The sequence below is a fragment of the Syntrophotalea acetylenivorans genome (assembly GCF_001887775.1).
Classification (GTDB): domain Bacteria; phylum Desulfobacterota; class Desulfuromonadia; order Desulfuromonadales; family Syntrophotaleaceae; genus Syntrophotalea_A; species Syntrophotalea_A acetylenivorans.
This window is the reverse complement of sequence record NZ_CP015519.1, coordinates 2,912,883-2,925,965: the sequence shown is the minus strand read 5'-3', so window position 1 is coordinate 2,925,965 and position 13,083 is coordinate 2,912,883. Positions and strand designations below refer to the sequence as shown.

General features: G+C 51.9%; 16 protein-coding genes. 9 read left to right on the top strand and 7 right to left on the bottom strand.

All coding sequences use genetic code 11. The annotated features are described in order from the left end of the window. Positions 1-21 precede the first annotated feature (21 nt). Complete coding sequence (locus A7E78_RS13395; RefSeq protein ID WP_072284737.1) at positions 22-1,890, bottom strand: sensor domain-containing diguanylate cyclase; 1,869 nt, start codon at positions 1,888-1,890, stop codon at positions 22-24. A 250-nt stretch (positions 1,891-2,140) separates the two neighbouring features. On the opposite strand from A7E78_RS13395, the gene A7E78_RS13390 reads away from it, so the two are divergent. The 3 genes from A7E78_RS13390 to gcvH all read left to right on the top strand — a co-directional run bounded on the left by A7E78_RS13390 (position 2,141) and on the right by gcvH (position 4,074). Then, positions 2,141-2,395, top strand: a complete 255-nt coding sequence (locus A7E78_RS13390) for an FmdB family zinc ribbon protein (protein ID WP_072284736.1) — start codon at positions 2,141-2,143, stop codon at positions 2,393-2,395. Between the two features lie 117 nt (positions 2,396-2,512). Next, a complete protein-coding gene (locus A7E78_RS13385) occupies positions 2,513-3,559 on the top strand; it encodes an aminopeptidase (protein ID WP_083553139.1) in 1,047 nt (348 codons plus the stop codon). A 131-nt stretch (positions 3,560-3,690) separates the two neighbouring features. Continuing rightward, positions 3,691-4,074, top strand: a complete 384-nt coding sequence (gene gcvH / locus A7E78_RS13380; RefSeq protein ID WP_072284734.1) for a glycine cleavage system protein GcvH — start codon at positions 3,691-3,693, stop codon at positions 4,072-4,074. A gap of 9 nt (positions 4,075-4,083) precedes the next feature. Here gcvH and A7E78_RS13375 read toward each other — a convergent pair whose 3' ends face one another. Beyond that, the gene (locus A7E78_RS13375) at positions 4,084-4,971 is read right to left on the bottom strand and encodes an energy transducer TonB (protein WP_083553137.1); all 888 of its coding nucleotides are present in this window, start codon (positions 4,969-4,971) and stop codon (positions 4,084-4,086) included. Positions 4,972-5,113: 142 nt separating this feature from the next. On the opposite strand from A7E78_RS13375, the gene pta reads away from it, so the two are divergent. Then, positions 5,114-6,115 carry a phosphate acetyltransferase gene (pta, locus tag A7E78_RS13370; RefSeq protein WP_072284732.1) on the top strand — a complete coding sequence of 334 codons (1,002 nt, stop codon included), beginning with the start codon at positions 5,114-5,116 and terminating at the stop codon, positions 6,113-6,115. Positions 6,116-6,168: 53 nt separating this feature from the next. On the opposite strand, the gene A7E78_RS14865 is transcribed toward pta, so the two are convergent. Together A7E78_RS14865 and A7E78_RS13355 are read right to left on the bottom strand one after the other, a co-directional pair. Next, positions 6,169-7,403, bottom strand: a protein-coding gene (locus A7E78_RS14865; protein ID WP_418361389.1) for an IS3 family transposase whose coding sequence is annotated in 2 segments (ribosomal slippage) — positions 6,169-7,032 and positions 7,035-7,403 — 1,233 coding nt in all. Because the reading frame shifts where the segments join, the coding sequence is not laid out codon by codon here. A 112-nt stretch (positions 7,404-7,515) separates the two neighbouring features. Next, positions 7,516-8,778: an acetate kinase gene (locus tag A7E78_RS13355; RefSeq protein WP_072284731.1), complete on the bottom strand. Its 1,263-nt coding sequence runs from the start codon at positions 8,776-8,778 to the stop codon at positions 7,516-7,518. Between the two features lie 272 nt (positions 8,779-9,050). Here A7E78_RS13355 and A7E78_RS13350 point away from each other — a divergent pair, with 272 nt between their 5' ends. The 4 genes from A7E78_RS13350 (at position 9,051) to A7E78_RS13335 (ending at position 10,133) form a co-directional block, all read left to right on the top strand. After that, positions 9,051-9,221 carry a 4Fe-4S binding protein gene (locus tag A7E78_RS13350; protein WP_072284730.1) on the top strand — a complete coding sequence of 57 codons (171 nt, stop codon included), beginning with the start codon at positions 9,051-9,053 and terminating at the stop codon, positions 9,219-9,221. A 70-nt stretch (positions 9,222-9,291) separates the two neighbouring features. Further along, entirely contained in the window at positions 9,292-9,462 is a 171-nt protein-coding gene (locus A7E78_RS13345; RefSeq protein WP_072284730.1) for a 4Fe-4S binding protein, read from the top strand. A 95-nt stretch (positions 9,463-9,557) separates the two neighbouring features. Further along, positions 9,558-9,728: a 4Fe-4S binding protein gene (locus A7E78_RS13340; RefSeq protein ID WP_072284729.1), complete on the top strand. Its 171-nt coding sequence runs from the start codon at positions 9,558-9,560 to the stop codon at positions 9,726-9,728. Between the two features lie 213 nt (positions 9,729-9,941). Then, positions 9,942-10,133, top strand: coding sequence for a twin-arginine translocase TatA/TatE family subunit (locus tag A7E78_RS13335; RefSeq protein ID WP_072284728.1), 192 nt, complete (start codon positions 9,942-9,944; stop codon positions 10,131-10,133). A 216-nt stretch (positions 10,134-10,349) separates the two neighbouring features. On the opposite strand, the gene A7E78_RS13330 is transcribed toward A7E78_RS13335, so the two are convergent. The 3 genes from A7E78_RS13330 to hpt are packed head-to-tail and all read right to left on the bottom strand — an operon-like array spanning position 10,350 to position 12,069. Then, on the bottom strand, positions 10,350-10,976 hold the full coding sequence (locus A7E78_RS13330; RefSeq protein ID WP_145924910.1) for a DUF3426 domain-containing protein: 627 nt from the start codon (positions 10,974-10,976) through the stop codon (positions 10,350-10,352). 41 nt (positions 10,977-11,017) lie between these two features. Then, positions 11,018-11,509, bottom strand: a complete 492-nt coding sequence (locus A7E78_RS13325) for a zinc-ribbon domain-containing protein (protein ID WP_072284726.1) — start codon at positions 11,507-11,509, stop codon at positions 11,018-11,020. A 23-nt stretch (positions 11,510-11,532) separates the two neighbouring features. Beyond that, positions 11,533-12,069 carry a hypoxanthine phosphoribosyltransferase gene (gene hpt, locus A7E78_RS13320; RefSeq protein ID WP_072284725.1) on the bottom strand — a complete coding sequence of 179 codons (537 nt, stop codon included), beginning with the start codon at positions 12,067-12,069 and terminating at the stop codon, positions 11,533-11,535. Positions 12,070-12,242: 173 nt separating this feature from the next. Here hpt and A7E78_RS13315 point away from each other — a divergent pair, with 173 nt between their 5' ends. Continuing rightward, a complete protein-coding gene (locus tag A7E78_RS13315; RefSeq protein ID WP_072284724.1) occupies positions 12,243-12,929 on the top strand; it encodes a DUF1573 domain-containing protein in 687 nt (228 codons plus the stop codon). Positions 12,930-13,083 lie beyond the last annotated feature (154 nt).

Here is a 13,083-nt window from a genome sequence, read left to right as displayed (position 1 = left end):
GAGAATTAACCGGGGGAACAGCTAGAGGTAGGGCTGGTTGCTTGATGAAGAGGAATCGAAACAGGAGAAAAATGCAGCTTCCGGTTCCCGGCTGGCAATGACGATCTGATTTCTGCCCCGCGCTTTAGCTTCGTACAAAGCCCGATCAGCCCGGCGCAACAAACTCTCTGCCGATTCGCCGGGCAGATGTTCCGCCACACCGATGCTCATAGTGATCCGGCCGGCGCTCTGTCCTTCAGTTCCGAAACGATGGGCCTCCAGTTCACCGTTAATCCTTTCATAGATTTCCACGGCTGTGGAATTCTGCCCGCCCGGTAAAATAATGGTGAATTCCTCGCCGCCATAGCGGCAGGCCACATCTCTGTCCCGCACACAAGAGAACATAATCCCGCCCAAAGTGGCCAACACGTGGTCGCCTGCCTGATGGCCGAAGCGATCATTGAACACCTTAAAGTTATCCACATCCAACATCATCAGAGTCAATTTTTGACCGAGCCGATCTGAGCCTTCGATCTCGAGATCGATCTGTGTTTCAAAATAGCGCCGGTTGTAGAGTCCAGTCAGCCCATCGGTTACCGCCAATTCCTTGTGGCGCCGTTCACTGTGGCTCAACTGTTCCCGTTCCTGACGCAACAAATTAATGCGATCGGCCAAGGCAAAAGACAACAGAATCGCTTCCAGGACGGAACCGGCCTGGAAGCTGTGGAAAGTAACTTGGTTAAAGGGCAGCAAGCCCATAAAAGTCAGGGCGTAGACCAAACCGCAGGCCCCGTAAATCCCCCAGGACAAAACCAGAAAACGAGCCGGACGATAGCCACGTCTCCAACAGACCGCGGAGGAGATGACAAGGCCAAAGGGAACAAGACCACCGACTACAAGGTAACAGCGATTGAGATAAGACAGGGGCATAAATGGAACTTGCAACAGAGCAGCCAGCAATAATATCAACAGCCCCTGCATGGCACGATCAATCCGTGGCACTCGTTCTCGTGTTTGCAAAAAGGACCGGGCAAACAACACCAAAGCGATCAAGCTGGCGGACAGAGTCACTAAATTGATGCGCAAAATGGTGGTCGGCGGATAATCAATAAGGAATTCAAAGGTCAGTCGGTTGATCCCCAGAAAATAGATGCCGATCGCCGCAATGGAAGCTACATACCAGAGGTAACTGCGATCGCGCAGACAGAAATACAGAAAAAGATTATAGAGTAATAATGCCAACAACAGCCCCAGATAAATCCCGAAACAGAGCATCCGCAGCGTTGATGTTTCCAGATAGCTTTTAACCGTACAAAGCACCGGATGGAGGAAAAATACTCCATTGGGTCTTAATCGCAAATAAATAGTCTGTTCGGCACTGACGAGTTTTGGCAGACGGGCCAACAGCCCTTGGTCTTTAGAGTGGGGACCGCCGATAGGACGAAAAACATCGTAAAAAGGAACCGGCGCGATTGTTGGCGGGGAATGAGACGTTGCACCGGACACCATATAGCCATTGACCTGTTCGAAGAAGGGCCAGCCTATATCGAGTAGCCAAGGAATCTTACGGGACCGGGCAGAGTCCTCACCCTTCTGCTGACTGAGGGAAAACCTGACCCAATAGGTGGAGGCGCTGACGCCGCGGTTAATGGAGAAAGAGTGGATTGGAGTGAAGACTTCATTGAAAGCGGGCTTGGTGATATCGTCGATGCCCCACTGCCCCGCGGCATCTTCCAGTATTTCCAGGTGGGGACCGACTTCGTAACGTTCTACGCCCCCTCCGAGACGCAGCAATGACACCTCTCCCGCAACAGCCTCACTGCCGGCAAAAAAACCACCGAGCAGACAACAGCACGCCAGGATCAGCCAGAGGCGTAAAATCCCTCGAGTAGTCGTACCTGAAAAGCTCATCTCTCTCCCTGACAAGCTGATTAAGAAAAAGTCTGTCGGTAGATAGGAAGCTCGATTCAAACTCGCTTACTGATGATATCCAAATCATCAGGCAACATAATTAAACAATGCTTATACCATGTTTCAGTTAATATTTGACAACAAAAAACTGCAGCTATTTTTAATTGACCACGAATATACGGTGGCGGGTCTTGACAAACAGGGGGTAAGTGATTAGATTACCGACGATAAAAAACTTGGAGGTAGCCCCATGCCGATGTATGAGTATCAATGTGAAGAATGTGGTCTGGTTTTTGAGGCCAGACAGAAATTTTCCGACGATCCGTTGACCGAATGCAAATCCTGTGGCGGTGCGGTCAATAAACTGATTTCCCAAACCGCCTTTGCCCTCAAGGGCAGCGGGTGGTATCAGCAGGGTTATTCAAAACCTGCAGCCAAACCTTCTTGCTCCTCTGCAGCAGCTGGCAAGGGTTGCGGCGGCTGTCCAAAAGCGGCCAACGAATAACAATCATCGAGAATCCCCGGTTGCAGCCGGGGATTTTTGCTTTCGCCCGAAAGATCCTGATCTACCCTCTTATTTCAGGAGCACAAGCTGAGCCCTAAAAGACCGATCGGCACTTTTTTGTTAATCACCGGTCTGGTGATCATGGCCGGATGCAGTCGACTGGGCTACTATGCCCATTGCACTCAAGGTCATCTGGCACTGCTGGCAGGCAGAACGCCCATCGCAAAGCTCCTCTCTGATCCTGCAACCCCCGAAGAACTCGTCACACAACTGCAAGAGATTTCCCGCATTCGCGATTTTGCCAGCACCGAACTGAAACTTCCCGTCAACGGCAGCTATCGAAGCTATAGCGATTTAAACCGTCCTTTCGCGACCTGGAACGTGGTCGCCGCCAAAGAGTTCGATCTGCAACCGCTTCACTGGTGTTTCCCCGTTGCAGGATGTCTTCCCTATCAAGGCTTTTTTGACCGCCAACGCGCGGAAACCTTTGCCGCAGAACTCAAAAAACAGGGCTATGACACTTATCTTTATGGGGTGGCCGCCTATTCGACCCTTGGCTGGTTCGACGATCCGGTACTGAGAACCTTTCTGAATGGATCGCCTGTCGATTGGGCAGGCATTATCTTTCACGAGCTGGCCCACCAGCAGCTTTTTCTTCCCAATGACCCGGAGTTCAGCGAAGGCTTCGCCACGGCCGTTGAGCAACTGGGGGTTAATCAATGGCTGGATCATAACGCTTCTCCTGGGGCCATAGCCGCTTACCACCAGCGAATTCAAGGGGAAGTTGACTTTATTCAATTGCTGGTCAACCTTCGCCAACAATTGGCGGACCTCTATCGCCAACCTCTGTGCCCTGATTGCATGCGGCAGGGCAAAGCCGAACTACTCGCATCATTTATCGCCGATTACGATCAATGGAAAAGAGAAGCAGGCGGCGACGGTGGTTACGATGAGTGGGTATCAGACCAACTCAACAACGCAAAACTGGCCTCCGTTAATACCTATCACCAAACGGTCGCAAGTTTTCTGGCCTTATTTGTCCAACAGGGCAATAATTTTGCGCAGTTTTACCAGGCGGCGAGAGAAATCAGTAAACTGCCGGAAAATGAACGTATCGCCCGGCTGCAATTTTTAGAACAGACCGCGCACAATCCCCTCCCCTGAAGTCCGTTTTTCCCGCTTTACAGGACCCGAACCTTCTCGTATAGTTTTTTTCAAGCCGGCAGAGAACAAGATTCCTTGCGTTATTCAAGGCCGGTCAAAGTTCTACCTAAGATCAGGTTTGGAGGAGATAAATGGAAATACCCGAGGAATTGCTTTATACGGAGGAACATCTCTGGCTGCTGGTGGAAGGAGATACCGCGACCATCGGCGTATCAGAATACCTGCAAGAGGACCTGGAAGAATTAACCTCCGTCGAGCTTCCCCAAACAGGCGACCTGTTGGAACTCGGCAGTCCCATGGCAACAGCCGAGTCGATAAACACATTGTTTGACTTTTATGCCCCGCTGACCGGGGAAGTTCTGGAGATCAACGACGCCCTGGAGGACTCGCCGGAATGGCTGCATCATTCGCCCTATGAAGATGGCTGGTTGCTGCGCATGAAAATTGAGGTATCGGCAGAACTGGAAGATCTGCTTGAAAGCGACGATTACCAGGACTTTATCGACGGTTTTTAATCGCACCACTTACCGGGCACCGAAGATATCTCCGCCACGCTGACCGCTGAGAGACAAACGATATTGGAAAAAGGCCATGATTTTCAGCGTATCATCCGTGTAGGCACCGGGCAACTGCCCATAAGGTGCACCGCGATAGACCGCGGCCACGGCTTCCCGATCGAGAGTCGGGAACCCGGAACTTTCCAAAGGTTTGACGGCTTCAACGCTGCCGTCGCGATTGATGATGATTTCCAGCAGGCAAATCCCCTGTTCTCCACGCTTTGCCGCAGGCGGCGGATAATTCCACACATTGTAGATATTGCGCCGGAAGCGATCAAAAAAAGACAGTAAAATATCTTTTTCGGTGTCGAGCCAGACAGCATCTCCCGCTTCAACATCCTGACGATATTTACGTCGCCATTCCTCTTGATAACGGGTCCGGGTATTCTGTGACAGGTTAAGGTCGATGGCGGCGGGATCAGGCAAGGAGGCTGCCTTCGACGCCTTGGCAGTCGATGACGGTTGAGGCGGCTTTGCCTGGGCGGGCGGCTTGGGAACTGGCAATCGATCCTCGGGAGCATCACCCTTGGGGGCCACTTCCTTCGGCACCGTAAGATCAGCTGGACCGAGCCGTTTGGCCGGTTTTTTACGGGGCTCCGGTTGATCCGGCTGAGGGGGCAGATCGAGTTCCCGGTCACGGTTCTGCGGCGGACGCACCTCGACAACGACCGGCTCTTTCTGCCGCAAGTCGTTTAAACGACGGGCGGGAAGAAAGTGCAGCAGCAGAAAATGCAACAATAGTGAACAGAGAATAAATCCTGCGAGAATGGCATCATGCCGGCCATGAATGTTCATCGAGGGTAGCTGACTCCAGCGGTGGTCTTTGGTAATGAAGACATTATACAGCAAGCTCATTACAGGATGCCAGCAATCATTCGTCTGACCTTAATTAACAGTGAATCGGAGGGGACAAAATAAGTTGACCCTCAGTATCCCATAAAGTATAAAAGGGACCGCTAACCTTTACCCTTTCCCTGCTGCCACCAAGGAGGAAGCAATGCATTTAGTAGATCAGATCAAGGCAAAAGCCCGTCAGAGCGTGCAGACAGTCGTGCTGCCCGAAGGTTACGATGACCGCATGATTCAGGCTGCCGGCCCGATCGTAAAAGACAACCTCGCCAATGTAGTACTGCTGGGCGAGCCCGCTGCCATGCAGGCAAAAGCTGCCGAGCTTGGTGTTTCCCTTGAGGGCGTCACCCTGCTCGACCCCAAAAGCGCGGATCAACTCGACGCCTACGCGGACGAATTGGTCGAGATCCGTAAAAAGAAGGGCCTGTCCCGTGAAGACGCCCTGAAGTTGCTGACCGCCGACGATAACCTGTTTTTCGGTGCCATGATGGTACGCAAAGGCGATGCTGGAGGCTGTGTCGCCGGTGCCTACAACACCACCGGCAACGTGTTGCGCGCAGCGTTTCAGGTCATCGGCCCCGCACCGGGTATGAAAACCGTTTCGTCCTGCTTTATCATGGTTACCAACACCCCCGAATACGGTGAAAACGGCTACATGTTGTTTGCCGACTGCGCCGTCAACCCCGACCCGGACGCACGGGCCCTGGCCGAAATCGCCGTATCGACCGCCAAAAGCTGCAAAAGCTTCCTCGGTGTCGATGCGCGGGTGGCCATGCTCTCCTTTTCCACCAAGGGCAGCGCCAAGCACGAAAAGGCCGACAAGGTCATCGAAGCCCTGGCCATCGCCAAGGAAATGGCTCCCGAGCTGCAGATCGACGGTGAACTGCAGGCCGATGCCGCCCTGGTACCCAAGGTCGGCGCCAGCAAAGCCCCTGGCTCTACGGTAGCAGGCAAAGCCAACACCCTGGTCTTCCCTGATCTGGGTGCCGGCAACATCGGCTACAAACTTGTACAACGTCTGGCCGGTGCCGAAGCTGTCGGCCCCGTCATTCAGGGCTTGGCCATGCCGGTTAACGATCTGTCCCGCGGCTGCTCGGTAGACGACATTATCAACGTCACCGCTATTACCGCTGTTCAGGCTCAGGGCTGATCAAAACCTGGAAGCAAGCAACTGTCACGTCCTAAAATAGATTGACGGTTTTTTCAAGCCACCTCCCTTGCGGAGGTGGCTTTCTTATGTACTTCTTCTGGTGTTTTCATGTCTAAGCTGAGGTGTGGCCTCAGACGATTGTAGGTATCGACGGATTCCCGCACCAAACCCTTCAACTCACTCAAAGTCCGGCACTTGGTGATCAGAAACTCCTGCTTCAAAATACCATTTACCCTCTCGGCCAAAGCGTTCTGATAACAATCATAGCCATCTGTCATTGACGGCGTCATACCATGACGCTTTAGCTCTTGCTGGTAGATCGCTGAACAATATTGTAGACCTCGGTCTGAATGGTGTATTAACGCTCGGCTTGTCTGTCGTTGCTTAGCTGCCCGACGTAAAGCTTTTACGACCCTGTCAGCACGCATATTGTCACTGACTTCATAACCCATGATTTTGCGGCTATAGGCATCTGTGACCAATGATAGATAGTGAACACCTTCATCCGTTTCAACGTAGGTAATATCGCTCACAAAGGCTTGTTCGGCACAGCTGATCTCTTGACTGCCTAAACGATTCGGGTATTTCTTCATCCAATGTTTGCTGTGCGTCGTTTTTGTGTAGCGCTTGATCGGTGTCACCAGCAGTTGATGCGCTCTCAAATAGTCAAAAAAAGCGTCACGCCCCAACTTTATTCCCTGCTCAACAAACATGGGTTTCAACAAAAAATACAGTTTGCGCGTACCAAGCCGCGGCATAAACCGTCTGACCTCCATCACCATTGACTTGACGGGTGCCAACTCTATGCTGCGCTGCTCACTGCGTTTTTCTCTTTGATAAACGGCTTGCCGGGTGATGCCAAGGAGCTTACAAGCGCGGCTTAGACTCAGCCCTTTTTGTTTTTGAAGGCGTCTCGCTCCTTGGCAATATACTTTTTTCGCAGTCCCGTTCCGTGCTCTGCATCCAGGATATCCACCACTTCATTCAACAACAGATTGCGAAGACGTTCATCCTCAAGTTCGCGCTCGAGTCGCTTGATTTTCTGTGCGGGACTTTCTTTGGCTTTGGGAGATTTGGGCATGGTCATCCTCACAGGTTGGGTCCAATCCAGCCTTCCGTGTTTTCGCAACCATTTTAACACTGTCGAGCGGCCCTGGATGCCATAAATCTTCTGAGCCTGCTTGTAGGTCATGTCGCCTTTTTCTACGGCAGCAACCACCTGCAATTTAAAGCCCATGGTGTAATCACGTTGAGTACGTCTCTTCCGCTTACTTTCTGCTGTGTCCATAAATAAGCCTCCTAGCTGTAAACTTATTTCAGGACGGGACAAATGAACAAAAAAGGCCGGCAGGGAATTTCCCAAGCCGGCCTTTTTCTATGCAACGATTTGAATTTACTGACTAGCGCTCGTAATCTTTGGACTTGAAGGTATAGTCAAAGTCCATGTGATCGCAATAAGTTTTTTCCAGAATGCCGACCACGTCTTCGGTGAAAACCAACTCCTCGTCGGTGGGAATAACAAACACCTTGACCGGAGAATCGGGGGTGGAGATTTCCACTTCGGCTTTTTTGGTACGGGTCTTGAGGTTCAGCTCCTTATTGACCTTGACGCCAAGGGGCTCGAGACCTTCGAGAGCCTGCTGACGGATTTCGGAACCCATCTCGCCGACACCGGCGGTGAAGACGATGGCATCGACCTTGCCCAGAACTGCCATGTAGGCACCGATGTATTTCTTAATGCGATAACACTCGATATCATTGGCCAGCTTGCAGCGCTTGTCGCCAGCCTCGATGCCATTACCGATGTCGCGACGGTCGGTATACTGACCGGTAATGCCGAGCAAACCGGACTTCTTGTTCAGAATACTGTCCATCTCCTTGGCGGTGTAGCCCTCTGCCTCCATCATGAAGGTCGGGATGGCAGGGTCGATATCGCCGCAGCGGGTACCCATAACCGCCCCTTCCAGAGGGGTCATGCCCATGCTGGTATCGACGCAAACACCGCCGCGAATCGCCGCGTGGGAGGCACCGTTACCGATGTGCAGGGTGATGATGTTGCAATCCTTGGAATCCTTGCCGAGCAGCACAGCGGCCCGCTTGGACACATAGAGATGGGAGGTGCCGTGGAAACCGTAACGGCGAACGCCGTGCTTTTCGTACCACTCGTAGGGCAGCGGGTACATGTAGGCTTCTTCGGGCATGGTCTGATGGAAAGCGGTGTCGAAGATGCCTACATGAGGAACGTTGGGCAACACCTTTTGAGCCGCTTCGATGCCCATGATGTTGGGCGGATTGTGCAGGGGAGCAAGGTGAGAGCATTCCTTGACTGCCTCGAGCACCGCATCGTCGATCAGGACCGAACTGGCAAATTTTTCACCCGCGTGAACCACGCGATGGCCGACGGCGGAAATCTGATCCATGTTATCTACTACACCGACTTCCTTATCGAGCAGGGTATTGATAATCAGCTCGATGGCAACGGTGTGGTCGGAGCAATCCTGCTCCTTCTTGTAATCGTCCCGGCCGGGAACTTCGTGGCCGATGAACGAATTGCCGATGCCGACCCGCTCAACAACACCCTTGGCGATAACTTCCTTTTTGTCCCAGTTATAAAGCTGGTATTTTACCGATGAGCTGCCACAATTTAGAGCAAGAATATCCATGAACTTTCTCCTTAGCTTTTTTGTTAGGCAGACCAACAAAATGACGCCTAACTCTTGAACAATAAAACGCTTTTTTATAAAACAAGCGGCTTCCGTATCCGGTACAAACTTCGAAATACTAAAGCACGGCCGGGGTAAATGCAAGGGGTTTTATAGCCGCTCCCGCAAGGACAGTGCTTTAGGGTGGACAAGGAAACTCTAGCTGTTGTATAAAGAATCGCAATGGCATTGAAGCCATTGCTCATAATCTAAAAGCAAAGGAGGTGAATTCCTTGGCCTATACTATTACTGAAGAATGTATCAATTGTGGCATGTGCGACGACGAGTGCCCCCTGGGCGCTATCGCAGAACAGGGTGATGTTCGCGTCATCGACGCCGATGCTTGCACCGATTGCGGCGCTTGCGTTGACTGCTGCCCCGTGGACGCCATCAAGGCTCCCTAATAGCATTTTTGCTAATATACTCCACCAATAAACAGCACCGATCCTGTTTTAACAAAAGGAGATAAACCCCATGGCCTACACCATCACCGAAGAATGTATCAACTGTGGCATGTGCGACGACGAGTGCCCCCTGGGCGCTATCGCCGAGCAGGGTGATGTTCGCGTCATCGACGCCGATGCTTGCACCGATTGCGGCGCTTGCGTTGACTGCTGCCCCGTGGACGCCATCAAAGCTCCCTAATAGCAAACTGTAAAGGGAAAGCCTCCAGGCTCTTCCTATTTACTTGTTATTATTAGCAAGGCGAATCACATCCTAACGAAAAAGAGGTAAATTCCATGGCTTACACCATCACTGACGAATGTATCAACTGTGGTGCCTGCGACGACTCCTGTCCTCTGGGCGCTATTGCTGAGCAGGGCGATGTTCGCGTCATCGACGCCGAAGCTTGCACCGATTGTGGCGCTTGCGTTGATTGCTGTCCCGTAGACTGCATCAAAGCTCCCTGACAAAATAGCGAAGAGGAGCGCCCCTAAAGGCGCTCCTCTTTTCTTTTAAAGAGATAGCGTCGCAAAAAGTCCACCCTACGGCGTTAGGACATTTTTTCAGGACCTAGACATACTAAATGTATGCCTTTATCTCTGAAAAAACACCAAGCCTTGTAGAACAGAGTTTTTGCTTAGCCATCCTATACGTTTTGCGAATGCATTAAAGAGGAATGCATGGGGATTCCCGGAACCTTTGAATTAATTCTGATCCTGGCCGTTGTCGTATTAATTTTTGGCGGCCGGAAACTGCCTGAAATTGGGTCTGCCTTAGGCAAAGGCATCACCAATTTTCGCAGAAGTCTCCAGGGGAAAGACGAAATTGACGTCACCCCGAAAGACAAAAAAGACGACGAACCCAAAGCATGACCGGTAATCCAAATAGCTAGCCAAAGACAATGAAAAAAAGCCGCCCCTTAAGGCGGCTTTTTCATTTCCTGCGCAGGTTTCCGAATCGAAAACGAGGGATTTTTCGTCGTGGCAAGAAAATCAAGAGCTTGCGCGGAGGCGTACACCGGTACGCCGCACAAGCAAGTTCGAAGATTGACGCCGCCACGGCGGGAAAGAGCCGTTGCCGAACGGAAACTACTTGATTACCGGTTCGCTGGTCTCGACAATCACCTCGAATTCCGCAACCTCACCCGGTAAATTTTTGAACACCAGGGTAAACGGAATAGCCCGCTGCGGTTCCAGGTTGAGATTGGTCAGCATTTCCCCAAACTGGTTCTGCATCCGCTCGGAGATACGCATTATCGGCCAGACACGAAGCTGTTCCTTGCCCATGGGATTGCCACAGAAAGCACTCTGCTGAGCCAAACGTGCTCCGGCCGCATCATAGATGCTACCCTTCACGACGATAGCCGCCCGCGGCTCAATACCTTCATTCAGAACCTGCCCCTGAATAACAAACAACTGACCTTCCCTCTGGCTGTTTATAAAATAACCGGTCAGCTCTACCGGCTTAAGCCCCTTGCCCTCGGCGGGAGGCTCTGGAATCAGTTGCCATTCGACCAACAGTTCCTGCCAGTAAGACGTCAGCTGCTGGCGAGCATAGTAAAAATAACCACCGCCGGCCATTAACGCCACCAGCAACAGCAACCACATCCACCCCCTGCGGGATTTTTTACGGCGCTCTGCCGGTGGTCGTGGTGCCGGCAAGGATGTGCGGGACGAAGTTTCGTCGAAAAAGACCTCTTCTTCGGGCAGCCCCAAAACCGATTCGCCAACCTCCGGGGGGTCGTCCTCCGCAAGGGTCAGGGCGACCTCCGGCGGCTCCTCCGGCCCCCCTGTCCTGAGGCCCCAGAGACCTCACCTTCTCCGCCAAAAACTTCATCAGCTACAGGCAAATCCTCTGCTGGCTCCGGGTCGGAATTTAGAAAGGATGGAACCGAGTCTTCCGTCCAGTTTAAATCAGCTTGTTCCCCGGCCTCCTCTTCATCCAGGGCAAAGGGGTCACTGCCATCGTCATCAAAGGCCGCCTCGCCAAGGAGAAAATCATCCCCTTCATCACCATCGGAAAAAAAATCGGCATTATCGAAATCCTTGCCGAATCCCTCAGCAAACCCCGAATCGCTCTCTTCTCGAGTATCCTCTGTAGTGTTTCCAGATTTTGTGTCCTCTGGCGAGACGTCGTCCTGAGGCGGGGTGACCATAAATACAATCTTACACTTGGTACATCGTACTTTGGTGCCGCCCGGCTTCATTTTGCTTTGCGGCAACTTGAATCGAGCCTGGCAATGGGGCATTGTATTACCATAAAAGCTTCCCCCTATACCGACTGAGCCGGATCGAACAAATAGATATCGGCAAGGCTTCGAAAGGATTCCTGATAATCGAGACCATAGCCGACGACAAACCCGCTATCAAAACTAATACCCACATAATCGGCCTCAAAGGCCGTTTGCCGTGCCTGTCGTTTATCAAGCAACACGCAGGTCTTGAGGCTTTCCGGTTTGCGACCGGCGAGCTTCTGGTAGAGAGCTTCCAAGGTAAAGCCACTATCCAAGATATCATCTATGATTAGAACGTGGCGACCGGTTACAGACATTTCCAGGTCTTTACGAAACTCCACGAGTCCCGTCGTCTGGGTATGAGGACCGTAACTGGCCACTCGCACAAAATCGACATTCACCGGCAGAGAGATCGCTCGTACCAGATCGGCGAAAAACAGAAAGGCCCCTTTCAAGACGCAAACGACCAATAGCTCCTCTCCTGCGTAGTCACGACTGATCTCTTCACCGAGGCGCTGCACCTGGCGAGCGATATGCTCCCGGCTGTATGATTTTTCCAATCCCTGTGTCGGCATAAGCCCCCGTTTATATGTAAGTCCAAAGCAGTGTCATTCTATAACAGATCGGCAAATGGGGTGTCAATTGATTCACCGGAAACCGAGACTCTGGCAGTAACATTATATTCTGTGCTATATAGTTAAACATAGTATATCCAACTTATCCATCTAACAATAAAGTGATCATCGCTATGAGACACCTCCTGCTCTTATTGATAATCCTGGCCGTGCCGGCAATAGCTCTCGCCTCTCCTCGCTTACAGGCAGAAGCACCGTCGTTCAACTTTGGGCGGGTTGCAGAAGGCAGCAAAACCGACCACACTTTCCGGTTTCAAAATACTGGAGATGCTCCGCTGGTCATCAGCAAGGTTCGCAGTTCCTGCGGCTGTACGGCAGCATTATTATCCGCAAAGAACCTGGCGCCCGGCGAATGGGGGGAATTAAAGACCACCTTTAATTCCAAGGGGTTCCAAGGGAGAGTCACCAAGACCGTCTATGTCTACTCCAACGATCCCGATCAACCACAAACCAAATTTCGATTGCATGGTGAGGTGCGAAAAGAGGTTGTGGTGACACCTCGGCGCTTGCAATTCAAGGGCAGGAAGGACAAAGCCCCTTTCACTGCAGTCATTAACCTGCGCAACGATGGCACCACGCAGCTATTCCTTTCCGATCTTAAAACCACCAGCAAGGAATTACAGGCGGACCTTACCTCCCCGCAAGTTGCCCCGGGAGAAAGCGTGCAGATTACTATTCGTCTGGCTCCCGATACGGACAAGAGCCGGTTTGCAGGGTATGTGACTCTACGCACCAGCAGCCCCCGCACGCCCAAGGTACGAATCCCCGTGACTGCAGTTCTATCCGGCAATATGCAGTAAAGCTTTTCAAAGGATTGTAAAGAGCATAAGTATTGCAAAACAGGGGATTTATGATTTAATGGCCTGGTAAACCGCCTGCGCCAGGAGGATCTCGGACGTAACGGGCCGAAACGAAAGATTGGCTGTTCAAGGCCAGACTTTCGAGGATTTAAGA